Source organism: Anaerocolumna chitinilytica (assembly GCF_014218355.1).
Taxonomy (GTDB): domain Bacteria; phylum Bacillota; class Clostridia; order Lachnospirales; family Lachnospiraceae; genus Anaerocolumna; species Anaerocolumna chitinilytica.
The window spans coordinates 1986252-2006426 of sequence record NZ_AP023368.1; the positions used below are offsets into that span (position 1 = coordinate 1986252).

The window sequence follows — 20175 nt, forward strand, 5'->3', positions numbered from 1 at the left end:
TATACAGATGCGTAATAGAATAAGCAGAGCATTGCTAAATTTTTTGAATATGAAGATAGATTGCCAAATTTAAATAAATACCGATTGTTCGGAGATAAAGGATTATTGATATGGATAATAGAAGTTTTAAAGATTTTTCCGTTAGTGAAGAAATAAGAAAAGCACTGAAGGGGTTGGAGTACGAGGAAGCAACTGAGGTTCAAGAGAGAGTAATTCCCCTGGCATTAGAAAAAAAGGATCTTTTTGTAAAAGCCCGGACCGGCAGTGGCAAAACTGCTGCATATGCGGTACCAATCTGTGAATTAATCGAATGGCTGGAAAATAAACCCCAAGCGCTTATTTTAACACCGACAAGAGAACTTTCAGTTCAAGTAAAAGAGGATTTTACCAATATCGGCAGATTCAAAAGATTAAAAGCGGTAGCAATCTATGGCGGACATTCATTTACAATGGAAAAGACAGAATTAAAGCAAAAGGCACATGTTGTTACCGGTACACCAGGGCGTGTCATGGATCATATTGAGAGAGGAACCTTATCACTTGATAAGATTCAGTATCTGGTACTGGATGAAGCGGATCGAATGCTGGATATGGGATTTGCGGAGCAAGTTGAGGGCATATTAAAAGAGCTCCCCAGAGACCGGGTTACTATGATGTTTTCTGCTACCATGCCCGAAGGTATTAAAAGTATCTCATCTAATTACATGAAGGATACAATGTATATCGATGTCAGTGAGGATAGTATTACAGCTGGTGATATTGAGCATTCCCTGTATTTTACGGAAGAGGAAGAAAAGCTGGCGCTGCTTCGGGATGTTACTATTATCGAAAAAGCGGATAGCTGTATTATATTCTGCAGGACAAAGGAACGGGTGGATCTGGTATGCAAAATGCTATCGGAAAGAGGGTACCGCTGCAATAAAATTCATGGCGGAATGGAACAGGATGACCGGTTAACTGCCATGAAACGCTTTAAAAGTGGTGAATTTAATTATCTGGCAGCTACCGATGTGGCGGCAAGAGGTATTGACGTTGAGAATATCTCTTTGGTCATTAATTATGATATCCCTTATGAAAGGGAAGTATATGTTCATCGTACGGGAAGAACCGGGCGTGCAGGTCAATACGGGAAAGCAATTACCTTAGTTACATCGAAAGAGTTGAGATATTTAAGAGATATTGAGAATCTTATCGGATTTGAGATTGAAAAACTAGAAAAGCCGTCAAGGGAGGAAGTAGCTCTTTTGAAGTCAGCTTTTGAGGAAAAAGAAAGTTCAGCTCCAATCATCAGGCAAAGGAAAGGTGACCAATTAAATGAAGGCATCATGAAACTGCGCTTTCAGGGAGGAAAGAAAAAGAAGCTGCGGGCAGCTAATTTTGTAGGAGTGATATCAAATATTGAAGGTGTCACAGCTGATGACATTGGAATTATAACTATTCAAGATACCCTTACCTTTGTAGAAATATTGAATGGTAAGGGGCCTCTGGTGTTGGAGACAATGAAAAATACTCCGATTGGTACAAAACAGTTGAAGGTATCAAAGGTTGAGCAGTAAGTAATAGTAAATAAGTAATTTATAATAATTGAACCTTCTTCAATCCCCTGAGTGAATAAAAACTCAGGGGATTTTGTTGACAATGGAAACAATATTTTATATAATTATTTTGTTTCCATTGTCAACAAAAAAGGAGAGGAATATGACCAAGGAAAAAATCATCAGTACAATCTTTAACAACGTGACGGAGCATCACGGTATTTTAAACAGTTTGGAAGAAATGAAGTTCATATCAGAACATAATGCTTTAGAAGTTCATTGCATTGATTTCATAGAAAAAATGACAGATCCTAATGTTACAAAACTCTCAAGAGCATTCCGTATGACAAGAGGAGCAATTAGCAAATTAACAAAAAGGCTCATAAAAGCCGGTCTTATAGAGTCATATCAAAAACCAGAAAACAAAAAAGAAATTTATTATCGAATTACTGAACTTGGAAGGGAGATTTATTTAAAGCATCAAAGTCTGCACCAAGATAGAATTGATAGAGATATTCTTTTTTTCAGCCAAATGAATGAGTGTGAAAAGGATACTCTCATCAGAATTTTTGAAAAATTGGATAAACATTTAAAAAACGAATTAGAGAAGAAGGGGATAGAAAATGGGAAGTATTCAGAGTAAACTGCTTAAAACCGCACTTCGAATTGTTCGTCTAAATAAGATGTGGAAATTAACAGGCAATGAACTAAGAAATTATATTGAGAAAAAACAGCTCTCAGATAGTCATGAACCTCCGAAAGAAATACAGAAGAAATATGATATTAAGATTAATGATTGGAATGGTCATTGTTTTTATGTAATGAAACCTTTAAATGAGATAGGGCATAAACATATTTTTTACCTACATGGAGGTGGATTTGTTTATGAAATTATGAGCCCTCATTGGGAGTTCCTGGGCAAAATGATTGATGAATTGCAGTGCAGCGTAACGGTTCCCATCTATCCGTTAGCACCAAAGCATCAGTATCAGGATGTATTTGAAATGATTCTTCCCATTTATCAGCAGATTATTTCGGAAAAGAAATCAGAGGATGTAGTGATTATGGGTGATTCCGCAGGCGGAGGGTTGAGCCTTTCTTTCGCACAATTGCTGAAAGAAAAAGGTGTGCCCCAACCAGGGAATATTATTCTTATATCACCTACTTTGGATATGACTTTCACGAATACAGAAATACATGAAGTTGAGAAACTTGACCCGATATTAGCTGTACCTGGAATTAGTGATATCATGAAGTGGTATGCCGGTGATATAGGTACAGAACATTACCTGATCAGTCCTATAAATGGAGATATTGAGGGACTAGGTAAAATCAGCTTATTTATAGGTACACATGATATTCTTTACCCTGATACCAAAAGGTTTAAGAAGCTGGCAGAAGAAAAAGGAGTAGAAATAAACTATTTTGAATATCCATCCATGATTCATATCTGGCCGTTGTTTTTCTTTCCGGAATCAAAAAAAGCAAGAGAACAGATTACAGCGATTATAAGAAATTCATAAAAGACTTAAGAGTACGCGTTTAACCCATTTGAAAGATTTCAGATTGCCTCCTTCTGATATTTGATTTATAATTAAAAGCGTTGCGTTAATCACATACGGATAAAGAGGTAAGGAATGGAAAAAAGAAAATGGTTTCAACTGGATAAAAAAGCGGACAAAGAAATAATCTCACTGGCATGGCCCTCTATAACGGAGCAGATTCTTGAGATGATGGTGGGTATGGTTTCTACCATTTTTATGGGAAGAATAGGTATATTCGCAGTTGCAGCCGTCGGTATGGTAAATATGCTTATGGGATTTATGCAAACTGTTTTTTCGGGTTTATCAATCGGAACAACAGTCATTATAGCAAGAGTGACCGGTGAGGGTAATCACCATGAGGCTAAAAGAGCCCTTATACAATCCGGGTATATGGCAATTTTAGTCGGAGTACTCCTGGCAGTAATCGGCAGAGTATTTTCACTTCCTTTATTAAACTTATTTTTTGGTAAAGCAGAGCCGGAAGTTTTTCAAGCCGGTATCAGTTATTTTAATATTGTACTTATTAATCTGCCTTTTCTTGTACTTGATATCATAGTTTCCGGAGCGATGAGAGGTGCAGGAGATACAAAGACCCCTATGATTATCACCGGAGGCGTGAATATTATCAATATCATATTGAATACGGTATTAATATTCGGAGTGCCCATACTTCATATCCCGGCACTTGGCATCGTAGGCTCAGCAATAGCGGTAACGGTATCCAGAATCATTGGTGTGACGGTGAGAGTGCTTGTTCTATACAACTATAAAAAACTCAAACTTAATCTTAGTCTGAAGGATGACTATTCAATCAAACCAGAGATGATTAAGCGAATTATCAATATCGGTATTCCGGGTTTCATTGAACAAGCTGTAATGCAAGGCGGTTTCCTTGTACTTCAGATTATCATTGTTCCTCTGGGTACAGTTGCTATGGCAGCATATCAGATCGGGTTAAATATTAATGCACTTGCGTTTTTCCCGATTTTCGGTTTTGCAATAGCAAACACAACACTTGTAGGTCAAAGTCTTGGCGAGAAGAATTATGAAAAAGCAGAAACCTATTCCCGTGAAGGTATGAAGATTACAATGGCGGTGGGCTTTTTTATCGGAATCTTAATGATAATTTTTGCGAAGTACCTGGCTGTTTTATATACCGGTGATCCCCTGGTAATAAAGGAGTCTATCGGTATTGTCTGTACCTTTGGTGTGATAGAACCTTTATTAGCAATATTGAATTTGTGTTCTGCAACTTTAAAAGCTGCCGGGGACATTAAATATGTTATGATTACCTCCTTTGTAGGGCTTTGGACCTTCCGGGTTATCTTATCTTTCGTACTTATTCATTTATTGCATATAGGTTTGACTGCAGTTATGATTGGTATATTCTTCGATTTTTGTTCCAGATCGATTATGTATCTTACCAGGGTGCATGATGGAAAATGGAAGTATATTAAAGTATAATTGATGTTGTTAAAGGGGGAGAACATGGATATTCAATTCAAAAAAGGTACGATAGAGAATCTGGATGATTGTATCAAAGCGATGGAACATTCGACACTGAGCAATGCTTATTTTCAAACGGAAGAAAGCAGAAAAAATGCGGTGATGGAAGGATTAAACAAAGAAACTCTTTACGTTGCGCTATGGGATGGCAAATGTGCCGGGTTTGCATATTTTATCTTAGAGGGAGCCTTTCATGCTTTTCCTTATCTGCATCTCATTACGATTAATGAGGAATATAGGGGTATGGGGATAGGGAAGAAATTAATAGAATTTATTGAAGCTAAGCTGTTTGAGACCAGAGATAAAATATTCTTATTAGTAGGTGACTATAACCCGGGAGCAAAGATTTTTTATGAGAAATTAGGATATAAACAGGTAGGTACAATTCCAAGTCTTTATCGTAAAGGGATTGATGAATACTTAATGATGAAAGTATCTAAAAGTGATGATTAATTGGGTCAGCAGTGATGTTTAATCAAGGTTAAAGGCATGGGAATTTGTATCGACCTCCAGTTGTTAGATTTTGGTCTAACTTTTCAGGGTCATATTAATTCCCGTGCCTTTATTTTTAACCAATTATCATCAAAACAAACAGTTCACTATTCTCAATGTTATTTATCATCTCAATAATTTTAGATTTATGGATGCAGAACAAATTTTTGATTAGGATATCCAAATTCTTCTATGTACTCGTCTTCAATAAACCCAAAGCTTTTATATAATGCTCTTGGTGCAATTCCTTTTACATCATTTTCTCTAAAGGTTGAAACTGTAATATCTATAGTTCTATCTAATTCATTAATTGCCTTTTCAAGCAGTCTTGTTGCTATACCACATCTTCTATAGTTAGGTGAAACACCTAAACAACAAATCATATTATACCTTCTTGAAAATAAAAGGACTCCGATTATTTCTGTTCCGTTTTTTACACACAAAGCTTGCTTTTTATCTATAAAACGCAGAACCGTTTTTTTATGTTCATCTATTTGCTCTCTTGTTTCTAGTCCTGGAAAATTCCAGCTTATTGCTTCAATGAGTTTCATCCACTCATCTATATCATCGCTTTTTCCCCATTCTGCCTGCACAAAAACACCTCCATATAAATACTAAATTTATTTATAGAATATCATAGGCAAGGATAAAAATATAGTATATAGCTAATCCTTGGAAGTCAGTTTAAGAATTATCTGCTGATGTTCAGGATACCTCTCAAGCAATTCATTTCTTTTGAATAATTCAAAGTCCCTGAATTCAAACCCAGGTGATACCATACATCCAACAAGAGCATATCCATTGTTATTCATAGCAGAACCAAAGATATAATTTTGGGGAACCAATACCTGAGGTTTTTCACCGTGTTTGATGTCAAGACCAAGCTGTTCCGTAGTAAGTTCACCTGTGGGGCTAATCATATAAATGGTCAAAGGGGAGCCTGAATGGTAATACCACATTTCATCAGATTTTAACCGATGGAAATTAGATACTTCCCCATCTCGTAGCAGAAAGTAGATACTTGTCCAGAGCATTCGCGAACCTTCAAAGCTTACGTGTAACCCATTTGCTGTTATAGTTTCTTCGGAGGTATGAATCTCTTTATAAAACCCTCCTTCCGGATGGGATATCATGTTCAAATTCTTAATAAAGTAATCTGCTGTATGCATAGGATACTCCTTTCATTTCACTATTATATTATACCCGATTATATTGTTATGTAAAATTAAATCCGGTGAGAATAAATAAATATTGACAAAGCGACACGCGTGTCTTAAAATGAATGAAGCGACACGAGTGTCGTTTTTATGCAAGGAGGAACTGTAATGTCAGAAAAGGGAAATAGTACTAGAAATCATATCATTGATGTATCAATGGGGTTATTTGCTGAGAAAGGGTATCAAGTAGTTACGATGAAAGATATTTGCGATAGTTGCGCATTAAGCAGAGGAGGATTGTATCGTCATTTTTCTTCCACCAAAGAAATCTTCATTGCTCTGCTTGATAGAGATATAGATGATGATATAAGGGCTATGAAACAGGCAATCGAGGAAAAGGCACCTGCTAAAACAATACTGGAACATTATCTGGAGCATGAGAAAGAGGCGATATTCAGTGAGTATAAAGGATTGTTTTTTGCTACTCATGAATTTGCTTTTGCAGAGCCTGATCAACGTGCTTATTTTGATAATAGATTGGCACTTTCAGTTGATTTGCTTTGCCGTTTGTTTCAATATGGTCAGGATACAGGAGAATTTAAACAATTTGATGTACCGGCCCTAGCAGCGCATATTATTTACTTTTTTGATGGATTTAAGACCTCCTCCTCTGTTCTGACAGTCACAGAAGAACTGGTAGTTCAGCAGATAAAAATATTGAAGGAGATGATAGTAATATGAGAATTACTGCTTTTAACGGAAGTCCTAAGGGAGTTCATAGCAATACAAATGTAATTGTGGAAGCTTTCTTAGAGGGAGCACGGGAAGCTGGTGCGGAAACTGAAAATATCTTTCTGATTCATAAGAACATTAATCACTGCAGCGGCTGCTTTTCCTGCTGGTTTAAAACGCCAGGGAAATGTATTTATCAGGATGATATGAACGATTTACTTGAACTTTATAAAAGTTCAGATATTGTTTGTTTTGCTACTCCGGTTTATCTATGGAATATGACAGCCTGTCTTAAGAACTTTGCTGACAGGTTAATTCCACTAAAAAACCCGACAGTTGTGGAAACAGACGGTAATTTTGATATGGAGAATAAAATGTTAAAATTACCGGATATCGTTGTAATATCAAATTCAGGCTTCCCGGGTGAAAACAATTTTAATACCTTTCATGAAGTAATGAAGACCTCTAATCCGATCTTAGAATTGTATCGAAACAATGGTATGTTGCTTCGAATGAATAAAATTGAAATACAAGAAAAGGTGCAAGAATACCTTGGGTTTGTTAAAAAAGCCGGTTATCAGGTCGCATCAAAGGTTAAGATATCCGCTGAGGTGGCAGCCGGTTTGAACTCAGAGATGTTATCCGTTGAAGAATACGTTAAAGTGATTTCAGGCGGAAAGTAATAAAAAATAGCCTATTAGTTATAAACTTAGTTTAGAAGGTTCTTTAATTTTGTATAAATTTTATTTATTTAACAAAAAATAAATAAAAATATAAGAAATGCCTATAATAAAGTATTATGCTTTTTTTATAGAAAAGCGGGCAAAATGTCTCACGGAAAATGCCATTTTGCCTGAAGTATTTCTTAAATAAGGAGGAACTCCAATTGCTGATCTTGTTGGATGGAATTAGTTTTTATATAAATTCACCGTATTTGAAGGTTATATTATTGCTACTGGTCACACTGATTTGCTTGGTTTTATTAATGTTGTATAACCGCTTTAGCCATTTTGGTAAGAAAGTGCATTTTCCGCCCTATTCCCTGGGAGAAGGAGAGAAGCCCGGACCAAGCGAATGGGAGAAGCAGATGTTAAATCTGGCAGAAAACCACAGTCTGGTCAGACTTACCGGATACAGCTTCGTTCTAAATGATTATAATCAGGTAGCATATAAGAAACTGAATAAAATCAGAGACAGAATTTCTGCCTTATCTACGGATATCATATCTTTGATTCCCGCAGCACGCTGGCTTTTTGATAATTTTCAGATGATGTATCGGGAAATCAAAAAGGTACGTACCTCGGGAACTAGCTATGCCGTGTTGCCGGTCCTAAAGGGAAAAGAATATCGCAATTTTCCCCGCATCTATATTGTAGCAAAAAAGATGGTGGCTCTTTCTGGCGGGCATTTAAGTGAAGAAAATATTGCAGTAATGTTAAGGGCTTATCAACAGAAGATATCCCTTACGGATAAAGAAATCTGGGTATTACCTGAAGTACTGGGCTTTTGTATTCTGGAAGAAATCATTGGTATTGCGGACGAAATCCTTACGATGATTGATGTGAAAGCAAAGGCTGAGAAGTTTCTACAGCAAAAGCTTGGGGAAAATAAACAGAACACAGCCGATATATCAGAACTTCTTTGTAACTTAGAAGATGACCTGAGGCTTAATTATTCCTTCCATGCCCATGTTGTATATATGCTGAAGAATATGTCTTATGATGAAGTATCTATTCAGAAATATCTGGATTATCATTTCGCACCCTTGGAAAGACAGGTGAAAACATCCGAAATATTTCTTCAGGAAGGAAAAATGGAAGCCTTCCTTGAGACGAATATCCGGACGTTAATCGTTGGTTTAAGGGATATCAATGAAGTGGATGAAGAGAAATTTTTTGAGGAGTATTCCTGCCTGGAGAATATTTTGTCACAGGATCCTGATGGTATTTATTCAAAAATGGATCTGGAAGCAAGAGGAATGTATCGAGGAATTATTGTAAAGTTATCGTTGCGTTACCGGTTGATGGAAGAAAAGATTGCAAGGGATTGTCTGGAGCTGGCAATTAATGGAAGAGAAGATCTGCATTGTTCCCATCACGTAGGAGCTTATCTTGTGGGTAAGGGGTATCCCATCTTGAAAGCGAAAGCTTTAGGAAAACCAATTCCTGAAAGTCTTAAGAAAAAGAGAAACATAAAGGGCAGTATTTATTTTCTTTCTCTGGGCCTTTTTATTGTATTCTTAAGTGCTTGCATTCTCTATGCATCTCGGACACTTGGTAATCTGAAAGTTACCGGACTAAATGTACTTACCCTTCTGGCTGTTATGCCGCTGCTTATCGGTATTGCCATAGAGATAGTGAATTATATTTTTACTAGAAGAATTACTGTTAAGAAGATTCCATCCTTAGACTATATGAAGGAAATACCGGAGGAAGCAAGAACCTTTGTTGTCATGCCGGTTATCATTTCCTCGAAAGAACAAGGACTGACTTATCTGGAACGGCTTCAGAAACATTATCTGGCTAATCGTCAGCCGAATCTTTATTTTGCACTGCTGTTTGATTTTGAAGATTCTGCTGAACAGTTCCTTCCGAAGGATCAGATGATTGAGACAGCACTTGCCGCACGTTTGCAGGAACTGAATGAAACTTATCCGTCGGAGCACCAACGCTTTTCAATGTTTTTTCGATATCGTAAATGGAATGAAGCAGAAAACTGTTACATGGGATGGGAGCGTAAGAGAGGAAAACTGGAGGAGTTTAACTATCTTCTAACGGGAGCAAAACAAGAGGAGACTTCCTTTTCCTCTATGTATTGTGAGAAAGAAATGCTTACTACCTTCCGTTATGTAATTACATTGGATGCAGACACAAACCTGCTTCGTGACAACGCTGCAAAGCTGGTTGGTTTGATTAACCATCCTTTAAATAAACCAGTTCTGGATGAGGCAGGACAGAAAGTCAAGGAAGGTTATGTTATCATCCAGCCGGCTGTAAGAAATCATATAGTTGGGAGAAATGGCAGCAGGTTTACAAAAATCTTCGGCGGAGAATCAGGCCTTGATAACTATGGAACGGTAATATCAGATATCTACCAGGATATATTCGGAGAAGGTATCTACACTGGAAAAGGTATCTATGATATAGAAGCTTTTCACAAGCTCCTTTATAAGAAGGTTCCGGAGAATCGTATTCTCAGCCATGATCTGTTTGAGAGCTGTTATGCCAGAACTGCTTTTTCAAGTGCCGCTAAGACAATGGATACTTTTCCAAACAGTGTGTTATCCTTTACCAAAAGGGAACATAGATGGCTGCGCGGAGACTGGCAGATTATGCCCTGGCTGTTTATTAGAAAAACGCCGGATGGAAGAGGCTTGAGCCCCTTATCAAAGTGGAAGATTTTTGACAACCTGAGACGAAGTTTGGTACCTCTTAGTAAGGTACTGTTTATATTGCTGAATATGGCCTGGATGCCAAGAGCCTATTACCTTTGGATCCCCTTTGTTTTCTTTAGTGATATATTTAATTTTATTGTTTTGATCATTGCGGTGATTTCACAGAAATTTATCCGCCCTAATCTTGCTCTGATTTATAAAGGTTTCCTAAAAGAACTGGCGACGATGTTAGAAAGGACATTTCTGGAGTTCACAATTACTCCTTACCGGGCATTTATTGCAGTGGATGCGATTGTCAGAACCCTGTACCGACTCTTTGTCAGCAAAAAAAATCTGCTCCGCTGGAACACTGCGGAAGCAGTGGATGCGTCTATTGTCAATACCAGAAAAGGGTATCTTATTACAATGTGGGCTAATTTTATTCCGGTATTCTTTCTGGTGGTAACATTATTTTTGGGATATCCCTCCCTGGCAGGAATTATCCTGGCTGCAATCCTGATTGCGGATTGGAGCATTGCCTTTGAAGTAGCCTACCAGATCAGCCAGCCGGAAAAGAATTTCTATATGCGGGTGAAAGAGGATGATAAAGAACTTCTTCTTGATACTGCCCGAAGAACCTGGCAGTTTTTCAAAGAGCTTTCTACAAAAGAAACGAATTGGCTTTGCCCGGATAATTTTCAGATTGGAATGGCTCCAAAAGTCAGTGACAAAACCTCCCCAACTAATATCGGGCTACAGTTTCTGGCTATTTTATCTGCCAGAGATTTGGGGTTTGAAACCTTAAGTTCTACCGTTGAAACAACAGAAAAACTGATGGAAACCGTGTATAAAATGCAAAAATGGAAGGGGCATCTCTTCAATTGGTATCATCTTGAAACTCTGGAGGTATTAAATCCAGCTTATATATCAACGGTAGACAGCGGTAACTTCTTTGGACACCTGGTCGCCTTAAAAAATGGCCTCCTTGAACAGATTGAAAAGCCGATTTATACTGACAGTCTGCTATCTGAGCTTAGGGTACTGCTAAGAGAGAGCAATGAGGAAATTAAACAACGTACAGGAATTCCTACAAGAAATGAGCTTAAAATTAATTATACCAAGATCAGTGAGGTTGTAAAAGATATTGCGGATATCTGGGAAGATTTACATGATAGAGACCTTAATCCGCCTAAAGATTATCATATCAGCAGGCAATTAATGAATTTAATTGACAGTATTGTCGATGAAGCCTCTGCATTTAAGCTGAAAGAAGAAAGTTTTTCAGCTTGTCCCACTCTTCGAACTATTGCAGCAAGTGACAATAAATTTGCCAATAACATGATTAACCGGGTGAAAGCACTTAGTAATCGAATTGATTATCTTTTAACAAATGTTGATTTCCGTTTCTTATTTAATGAGAAGAGAACACTCTTTCATATCGGATATCATGTGTCTTCACACATGCTGGATGATGGCTGTTATGACCTAATGGCATCGGAATCAGCACTTACAAGCCTTTTAGCCATAGCAAAGGGAGAAGTTCCTCTAAAGCATTGGTATAAACTAGGCAGACCGTTAACCATCGTTAAGGGAATTCCGTGTTTTGTATCTTGGAGCGGAACAATGTTTGAGTATCTGATGCCAAATATTGTATTCAAAGAGTATGAGGGTTCGGTATATTCTCAGACCTCCAAAGCAGCAGTACTTCAGCATATAAAATATGCGGAGGAGACCAAGATACCCTGGGGTATCTCAGAATCTCAGTATTACCGGTTTGACTTAAATTCCAACTACCAATACCAGGCTTTCGGTGTTCCTAAAATCAGGCTTCAGCCCGTTCGAAGAAATAGTTTGGTGGTAGCACCTTATGCTACCATGCTGGCACTGGATATCGTTGATGTGGAATGTATGAAGAATCTGGGACAGTTAAAAGAGTTAGGAGCTTTCGGCGATTATGGTTTTTATGAAGCAGTTGACTTTAATGTACCGAATTCAGTGGACATGACTCCTTACTGCATTGTCAAATCCTATATGGCACATCATCAGGGGATGATTCTGGCCGCCATAAATAATTATTTAAACGAGAGTATCCTTCGGGAAAGATTCCATGCAGAAATGATGATAAAAGCAACAGAAGTATTGCTGGAGGAGAAACGCCAATCCAACTTAATTTCCATTGCTAAGCGTGGATATACCATAAAAATCGGCAAGCCTCTCTTTAAAGAAGTTATTTACAGCAATCGTTTTGTAAGCAGTGTGGCGGTGAATCCACCTGTTGCAAATTATTTGTCCAACGGAAAGTATTCTTTAATGTTAACTTCTGATGGGGATGGTTTCAGTAAATATGAGGATAGAATGCTTTACCGTTTCCGTTCGGATATTTATGCTAACACAGGTAATTACATCTATGTAAAGGATGTGAACAAAGGAAAGATCTGGAGTACAACTTATAACCCTACCAGAACCGAGCCGGATGATTACCAGGTGGTATTTTGGCCTCATAAGGCGGAATTCAAGCGCAGAGATGGAGATATCTCAACCCATATGACGGTCAGTCTGGATGCGGATCATGATTTTGAGGTGCGTAAGGTGGTATTTACCAATCATGGAAATGAGGAAAGACTGCTGGAGGTAACAAGTTATCTGGAGGTAGTGGATGATACCTTTCCGGCAGAGTTAAGCCATCCTGCATTTAATAAGCTCTTTCTGGAAAGTGAATATTTGGAAGAACATGAAATCTTCCTTACAAAGAGGAGGCGTAAGAAAGAGGAGGATAATCCTTATCTTATGCATCTGGTAAGAACCGGATCAAAACTATGCAAAAAAATAGAACATGAAAATGACAGAAAACGTTTCATCGGAAGAAATAACACCCTGGAAGACCCGGATTCCGTTGTTAACAGTGTTACCTTCTTTAATAATTCAGGTTTTTGCAATGATCCGATTATGAGTTTAAGAGGGCAGTTTTGTATCGGACCAGGCGAAACAGCCTGCATATCCTTTATTACCGGAGTCTGCAGCGGTAAAGAGGAGGCAATTAAAATTGCAGGAGAATTCAATGTTAGTTACCGGATTGATGATATTCTGGAGAAATTCAGACTTCAAAAAGATCTGGAACTAAAGTATCTGGAAATTACAAATCTTCAACTGAATGCGTTTCAGGATCTAATCAGTCCTATCTTCTATTCTGCCGGTATTTACCGTGGTCCGGAAGAAAGTATAAGGAGGAATTTTAAGAATCAGAGCTTTTTATGGAAGTTCGGGATATCTGGAGATAATCCAATTCTTCTTTTGAAAATTTCCTCTATGGAAGATGGGGGAATTGTGAAGGATGTATTAAAGGCTTATGAATATCTGAGAATTAATCATGTAATGGTAGATTTGGTGATTCTTATTGATTCCAAACATGGTTATTTTCAAGAGGTTGATATCTTGATAAACGATATTACCAGTTCTCTTAGGATTTATGATTCCGCAAGTGAGAAGCCAAGCTTCTTTATGCTGCATACCTATGAGATGATACCGGCGGAAATCGACTTGTTATATACAGTAGCAAGAGTTGTTTTTTCGGAAAAGACGGGTATCTATTTTACGAATCTAAAAGAAAATATGTATGAGAAGCAGGAAAAATAAAAAGCTATTTTTCCCGCCCAAGTATGTGCCTGCGAAATCCTCGGCACAAACTTGAGAAAATGAAAATAAAAAGCTATTTTTCCTGCCCAAGTATGTGCCTGCAAAATCCCGGCACAAACTTGAGAAAATGAAAATAAAAAGCTATTTTTCCTGCCCAAGTATGTGCCTGCAAAATCCCGGCACATGCTTGCAGTGGAATGAGAAGGAGGAAGAGGTTTTGGACACAGCATATGCACCAACGATACAGGAGAAAGAAATAGAAAATTACGAATTTTTTAATGGCTTCGGGGCATTTGCCTGTGAGGGTAAAGAGTATGAAATACTGTTGGAGGGGAATAACAGACCGCCGGCTCCCTGGATTAATGTTGTTTCAAATAAGAATTTTGGGTTTCAAATATCGGAATCAGGTGCCGGTTTCACCTGGAGTGTTAATAGCAGGGAGAATAAGCTTACACCCTGGTCCAACGACCCGGTAAGTGACAAAGCCTCTGAAGCCATCTATATTCTGGATGAAATTACCGGCGAGGTAGTGACACCTATGTCCCTTGGAAGGTCTGATAGAGGGACATATCGGACAAGACATGGTTTTGGATATAGCAGATTCCTTCATGAGGAAGAATTCTTAGACCAGGAACTTACGGTTTTTACCCCTTTGGATGAGTCCTTGAAATTATGGAATCTTCACTTGACAAATCATTCGGATAAAGTAAAATATCTAAGCCTGACCTATTATGTGGAATGGGTTCTGGGCACACAAAGAGAAAATACCAATCCTTATATTTTGACCTCTTATGACAATGAACATGAGTTTTTATATGCAAAGAATATCTATACGTTAAATTTTGCGAATACTTATTCCTATCTGTTTTCCAGTGAGATGATCGTCGGATATACCGGCGATCGGCAGGAATTTTTAGGAGCAAAGGGAAATATCAGAGAACCGAGAGGAGCAGAAGTGAAACTCTCCTGCAAAACGGGAATATGTTCTGATACCTGTGGAGCAATTCAGGTATCCATTGTAATTCCGCCTCAGGAAAGTAAGACGGTTTTATTTGGCTTGGGCCAGAGCAGTGATATGAACGAGATAAATAAACTCAGGCATAAATATAAAGATATCACAGCTGCTGGAAATGAGCTTGACAGGGTAAAAGGCTACTGGGACAGATTATTAGGTACGGTACAGGTAAAAACGAAAGACCGGGCACTTGATATTATGGTTAACGGATGGCTGCTGTATCAGACGGTTTCCTGCCGCATCAATGCAAGAGCCGGTTTTTATCAGTGCGGAGGAGCCTATGGATATCGTGATCAGCTTCAGGATACCCTTTCACTTCTTTTCACCGATTCAAGTATTTTACGGGGACAGATTCTGATTGCCTGCAGCAGGCAGTTTGAAGAAGGGGATGTACAGCATTGGTGGCATCCACCTATGGGAATTGGTGTAAGAACGAGGATATCCGATGATTTATTATGGCTGCCCTACTGTACTGCGGCTTATATAAAAAGCACCGGAGATAATACAATTTTAAAAGAAGAGGTGCATTACATTAAGGGACCGGTGTTAAATGAGGACCAGCATGATGTAATGTTTACTCCTGAGGTATCAGAGCTTAAAGGAAGTGTTTATGAACATTGTAAAAAGACCATAGAACGGACCCACTTCGGTGAACATGGACTTCCTCTTATGGGGGGAGGGGACTGGAATGATGGTATGAATGAAGTTGGTATTAATGGAAAAGGGGAGAGCGTATGGCTGGCGTGGTTCTTATATACTGTATTGGGAGACTTTATACCTTTGTGCAATATAGAAGGTGATACAGCCTATGGGCAGGAATTGGAACAGAAACGGGAAACCTTACTTCAAAACATTGAAGAACATGCCTGGGATGGGGAGTGGTATCTTAGAGCCTTTTACGATGACGGTTCAAAACTTGGCTCCAAGGAAAATGATGAATGCAGAATAGATTCCATCAGCCAGTCCTGGAGTGTGATATCAAAGGGGGCGAAGACAGAGAGGGCTAAGACCGCAATGCAGTCGGCATGGAGGTATCTGGTTATGGAAGAGGAAGCACTTTCCTTACTGTTAGCACCGCCTTTTAATAAGACCAACAAAAATCCGGGTTACATCAAAAATTATATACCGGGAATCCGTGAAAATGGCGGACAGTATACTCATGCGGCAGTTTGGTTGGCAATTGCGACCTCAATGCTGCAAGACTGTAACATGGCAAGGACTTTATTTACCATACTTAATCCTATTTGTATAACAGATACCAGAAAAGAAGCTCTCAGGTATGAGAAAGAACCTTATGTAATGACAGCGGATATCTCTCTTAGCCCGCCCTACACCGGCAGAGGAGGCTGGAGCTGGTATACCGGCTCTGCCGGCTGGATGTATCAGGGACTGTTAAACTGGTTTTTAGGTATACGAAAAGAAGGGAATGAGTTGATCATTGATCCGGCAACACCTTCGAATTTCGGAGATTATTCCATTGAATACAAGTATGGAAATTCTCTTTACGAAATCAAGGTCGAGAGTCGAAGTAAAGGAACAATGACTATAGAGACTATAAAGGTTGATGATAAGGTGATCCAGGGAAATAGAGTTTCCTTAGTAGATGATGGGGAAAAGCATCTGGTTATCGTATAAAGCACAGGAGTACTTGTAATGGTAATCTAGGAGAGAGTTTGTTTAGAACTCTCTCCTTTATATTGCAGTTTATTAGAATGATTAAATTAATAAATTTTACTTGATAAATGATCTAATTAGACTATAATGGATTGTGAGAATAGTCTAATTAAACTATTGACAAAAAAGTTTTGGTTAAATAAGGAAGGATGAATAAAATGATACACTCATTTTTAATGTTAGGACAGTCTAATATGGCTGGAAGGGGATTTCTTCATGAAGTTCCTCCCATCTATAATGAAAGGATACAAATGCTGCGCAATGGCAGGTGGCAGATGATGACAGAACCTATAAATTACGACCGCCCTGTTTCAGGAATCAGCCTTGCCGGGTCATTTGCAGACGCATGGTGCCATGGGTACGAAAAAGATAGTATTGGTTTGATTCCCTGTGCAGAGGGAGGAAGTTCACTGGATGAATGGGCTATAGATGGTCTTCTTTTCAGACATGCGGTAGAGGAAGCCAGATTTGCTATGGAGACCAGTGAGTTAACCGGTATTTTATGGCATCAAGGGGAAAGTGACAGCTATCATGGAGGTTACAAGGTTTATTATAACAAATTACTTTTAATTTTTGAGGCCCTTAGAAAAGAGCTGGGAATACCTGAGCTTCCAATCATTATCGGAGGGCTTGGGGATTTTTTAGGCAAGGCAGGCTTTGGGGAAAACTGTACCGAATATAAACTCATTAATGAAGAACTTCAGAGATTTGCACTGGAACAGAATAATTGTTACTTTGTCACAGCAGCAGGGTTAGCCTCAAATCCGGATGGCATCCACATAAACGCTGCATCGCAAAGAAAATTCGGGTTACGGTATTTTGAAGCATTCTCAAGGCGGCAGCACATATTTGAGCCTTTAGAAGATGAAAACGAGATCTTAAATAGCTATAATACAAGAGAGTATACGAAATCAGAAAAGCTATATATAAAAAGTATGGAGTTAGCCCTGGGAAAGCTGTCATATGAGGAGTTTGAATATCACCTCGCAGAAATAAGCAAAATATAAGACTTCAAAAAACAAGATTATAAAATATTAAATGGTTTGTACTATTCATATAAACATTATGGTGGGAGTGAAACATATGATACCGTTACTGATTTTAGGGTTATTAAAGCAAAATCCTGGTTCTTATGGTTATGAATTGTTAGCTTTAATGGAAAAAGGGCATTATAAGTATATCGTAAATTTTACGAAAGGGTCTTTTTACTACAATCTTCAGCAATTAGAAGAAAAACAGTATATTCAGAAGATTGAAGATAATCAGGGAGACAAAAACAGAGAAACTCATAATTATATTATTACCGAACTTGGTAATGAAGAATTCGATAAACTGATGAACAAATACGGCTCCAAGACAGACTATATAAATTTCTCATTTTATGCAGCAATGTTATTTTACAATCTATATGAAAAAGAGGAATTCATAAAGCTGATTGAAATACAAATGGAGCAAACCCAGAATAAGATTGATTTGATTGAACAGTCACTAAAGAACAATAAAGAAACTCCATACTATTTTAGAAAGATGCTTGAAAATTCACATTCTCATCATAAGGTGAATATAGAGTGGTTCAAGGAATTGTTAAGTGAGATAAAAAAGCAAGATTAAAGAAAGAAAATCTCGTTGAATAATCGTTGTGATGGTCTCTGGGAATTGAGCAATGAACTAAAAATAACAATGAAAATCTTAATTCTGCTATATTCATCAGAAAATGCATTAAAAAATAATTTTTATGTTGGATTTTTTTCTGTTTTGATATAAAATAGGTCTTGCGGCTAAAAAAGGTCTAATATGAAATAAAAATGATGTTACTATAGGAGAAGAAATGATTTTACTAATTTTAATTATTTTATTAGCATTAAGTTATGATTTTATCAATGGATTTCATGATACCGCCAATGCAATTGCAACAGCAGTATCCACTAAAGCTTTAACCTTAAAAAGAGCTATCATAATGGCTGCACTTATGAATTTTTTAGGTGCGATTGTCTCTACCGGTGTTGCTGAAACAATAGCGAAGGATATTGTGGATTTAAATAGAATTCCCAATGGTTCAACAGTTATGGTTGCTGCTTTGATTTCAGCGATTTTATGGAACCTGATGACATGGTATTTTGGAATTCCCAGCAGTTCCTCCCATGCACTTATCGGTTCTCTAGCCGGAGCTGCATTCTCAGATGTAGGTCTCAACGCAATTAAATTAAAGGGATTTGTGAAAGTAGTTTCTTCGCTTATTGTTTCTCCTATACTAGCCTTGTCAGTAGGCTTTTTAATGTTTACTTTAATAAAATTTATATTTAAAAAAGCAAATGCAACCAGAGCTAATAGAGGTTTTCGAAGAGTTCAGGTCTTAACTGCTGCGTTACAGGCATTTTCTCATGGTACTAATGATGCTCAGAAGTCGATGGGTATTATTACTATGGCATTGGTAAGCTTTGGCTATCAGAGTCACATGACAATTCCACACTGGGTACAGTTACTTTGTGCAATGGCAATGGCCCTTGGTACTTCTATTGGTGGATGGCGTATTATTAAGACCGTAGGAACGCAGATTATGAAATTAAAACCTGTTAATGCTGTTGCAGCTGACCTTTCTTCCGTATTAATTATCCAGATAGCAACAAAATTCGGTCTGCCTGTAAGTACTACTCATGTTGTTTCTTGTTCGATTATGGGAGTGGGTGCCTCCAACCGAGTAAAAGGGGTTAACTGGACTACAGCAAAAAAAATGGTATCAGCTTGGTTTACGACGATTCCGATTACTTTTGTAATATCAGCTGCCATTTGTGCATTGCTTAAACTCTTTTTATAAAAAATATATTTGATAGAATAATCTGATTATCGTCATTTTTGGGACAGGAATATTGAAATAATATTCCTGTCTTATTATTTTGCCCGGAACCAAGAGTGCATTTTCTGATACACGGAGAATGACAGTAGAATATTTATTTACAGATTTCATAATAATTGCCGGTAAGGATTTTATAAAGTAACTCAGATAATTCTTCTGAGGTGATTCTTTCCGGATCTTTAAACCAGCAGATTAGGGTTTGGGTCAGAGCACCAGTAAAAAAAGCATTCCCATATTTATGTGTTGCGTATTGATTACATGGAGTGGCTCCGGTGGTACAAGTTGATACGGAGGCAGACATCTCCTCGAATATAATTCCTTCAAGGTTATTCTTCACCATGAGTTTCAACAGGGTATCTTGTTCTACTAGAAATTTTGAAAACAAGTCCGTGATATCACTAAGCTTAAGTCTTCCCCGCAATTCCAGGTTATAGGGCTCTTCCCTAAATAAATTTCGAAAGTAGTACCGTAATACATCATCCTTCTCGGAATAAATGTTATAAAAGGTTTGGCGGGATAAATCAGCTTTTTTACAGATATCCATTATTGTAATCTTTTGATATTGCCGCTCCTCCATTAAAGCAATTAAAGCATTTACCATCCAGGTCCTCGACTGAAGTGCGATGGGATTATTTCCTTCATACATTTACATTTTCCTCA

Annotated in this window: 15 protein-coding genes; 12 read left to right on the top strand and 3 right to left on the bottom strand. The window is 37.9% G+C overall.

Going from position 1 to position 20175, the window contains the following annotated elements; genetic code table 11:
• Positions 1-110 precede the first annotated feature (110 nt).
• The 5 genes from bsdcttw_RS08595 to bsdcttw_RS08615 all read left to right on the top strand — a co-directional run bounded on the left by bsdcttw_RS08595 (position 111) and on the right by bsdcttw_RS08615 (position 5038).
• Positions 111-1556 (top strand): DEAD/DEAH box helicase, encoded by a 1446-nt coding sequence (locus bsdcttw_RS08595; protein WP_185258971.1) that lies wholly within the window; start codon positions 111-113, stop codon positions 1554-1556.
• Positions 1557-1698: 142 nt separating this feature from the next.
• Positions 1699-2178 carry a MarR family winged helix-turn-helix transcriptional regulator gene (locus tag bsdcttw_RS08600; protein WP_185258972.1) on the top strand — a complete coding sequence of 160 codons (480 nt, stop codon included), beginning with the start codon at positions 1699-1701 and terminating at the stop codon, positions 2176-2178.
• Complete coding sequence (locus bsdcttw_RS08605) at positions 2159-3058, top strand: alpha/beta hydrolase fold domain-containing protein (protein ID WP_185258973.1); 900 nt, start codon at positions 2159-2161, stop codon at positions 3056-3058. The genes bsdcttw_RS08600 and bsdcttw_RS08605 overlap by 20 nt, the downstream gene beginning before the upstream one ends.
• 114 nt (positions 3059-3172) lie before the next feature.
• Entirely contained in the window at positions 3173-4543 is a 1371-nt protein-coding gene (locus tag bsdcttw_RS08610; RefSeq protein WP_185258974.1) for an MATE family efflux transporter, read from the top strand.
• 24 nt (positions 4544-4567) lie between these two features.
• Positions 4568-5038: a GNAT family N-acetyltransferase gene (locus bsdcttw_RS08615; RefSeq protein ID WP_185258975.1), complete on the top strand. Its 471-nt coding sequence runs from the start codon at positions 4568-4570 to the stop codon at positions 5036-5038.
• A gap of 185 nt (positions 5039-5223) precedes the next feature.
• Here bsdcttw_RS08615 and bsdcttw_RS08620 read toward each other — a convergent pair whose 3' ends face one another.
• Entirely contained in the window at positions 5224-5670 is a 447-nt protein-coding gene (locus tag bsdcttw_RS08620; protein ID WP_225903819.1) for a GNAT family N-acetyltransferase, read from the bottom strand.
• A 72-nt stretch (positions 5671-5742) separates the two neighbouring features.
• Positions 5743-6246 carry a cupin domain-containing protein gene (locus bsdcttw_RS08625; protein ID WP_185258976.1) on the bottom strand — a complete coding sequence of 168 codons (504 nt, stop codon included), beginning with the start codon at positions 6244-6246 and terminating at the stop codon, positions 5743-5745.
• A 156-nt stretch (positions 6247-6402) separates the two neighbouring features.
• Between bsdcttw_RS08625 and bsdcttw_RS08630 the strand changes: the two genes are divergently transcribed.
• The 7 genes from bsdcttw_RS08630 (at position 6403) to bsdcttw_RS08660 (ending at position 19476) form a co-directional block, all read left to right on the top strand.
• Positions 6403-6975, top strand: coding sequence for a TetR/AcrR family transcriptional regulator (locus bsdcttw_RS08630; RefSeq protein WP_185258977.1), 573 nt, complete (start codon positions 6403-6405; stop codon positions 6973-6975).
• Complete coding sequence (locus bsdcttw_RS08635; RefSeq protein ID WP_185258978.1) at positions 6972-7649, top strand: flavodoxin family protein; 678 nt, start codon at positions 6972-6974, stop codon at positions 7647-7649. Before bsdcttw_RS08630 ends, bsdcttw_RS08635 begins: the two co-directional genes overlap by 4 nt.
• A 203-nt stretch (positions 7650-7852) precedes the next feature.
• On the top strand, positions 7853-13972 hold the full coding sequence (locus tag bsdcttw_RS08640; RefSeq protein WP_207726518.1) for a glucoamylase family protein: 6120 nt from the start codon (positions 7853-7855) through the stop codon (positions 13970-13972).
• A gap of 217 nt (positions 13973-14189) precedes the next feature.
• On the top strand, positions 14190-16622 hold the full coding sequence (locus tag bsdcttw_RS08645) for a GH36-type glycosyl hydrolase domain-containing protein (protein ID WP_185258980.1): 2433 nt from the start codon (positions 14190-14192) through the stop codon (positions 16620-16622).
• Between the two features lie 188 nt (positions 16623-16810).
• Positions 16811-17668 carry a sialate O-acetylesterase gene (locus bsdcttw_RS08650; RefSeq protein WP_456298246.1) on the top strand — a complete coding sequence of 286 codons (858 nt, stop codon included), beginning with the start codon at positions 16811-16813 and terminating at the stop codon, positions 17666-17668.
• 76 nt (positions 17669-17744) lie between these two features.
• Positions 17745-18272, top strand: a complete 528-nt coding sequence (locus bsdcttw_RS08655) for a PadR family transcriptional regulator (protein ID WP_185258982.1) — start codon at positions 17745-17747, stop codon at positions 18270-18272.
• Positions 18273-18489: 217 nt separating this feature from the next.
• Positions 18490-19476, top strand: coding sequence for an inorganic phosphate transporter (locus bsdcttw_RS08660; RefSeq protein WP_197979834.1), 987 nt, complete (start codon positions 18490-18492; stop codon positions 19474-19476).
• A gap of 133 nt (positions 19477-19609) precedes the next feature.
• Here the strand turns inward: bsdcttw_RS08660 and bsdcttw_RS08665 are convergent, their stop codons facing one another.
• Positions 19610-20161 carry a TetR/AcrR family transcriptional regulator gene (locus bsdcttw_RS08665; protein WP_185258983.1) on the bottom strand — a complete coding sequence of 184 codons (552 nt, stop codon included), beginning with the start codon at positions 20159-20161 and terminating at the stop codon, positions 19610-19612.
• Between the last annotated feature and the right edge of the window lie 14 nt (positions 20162-20175).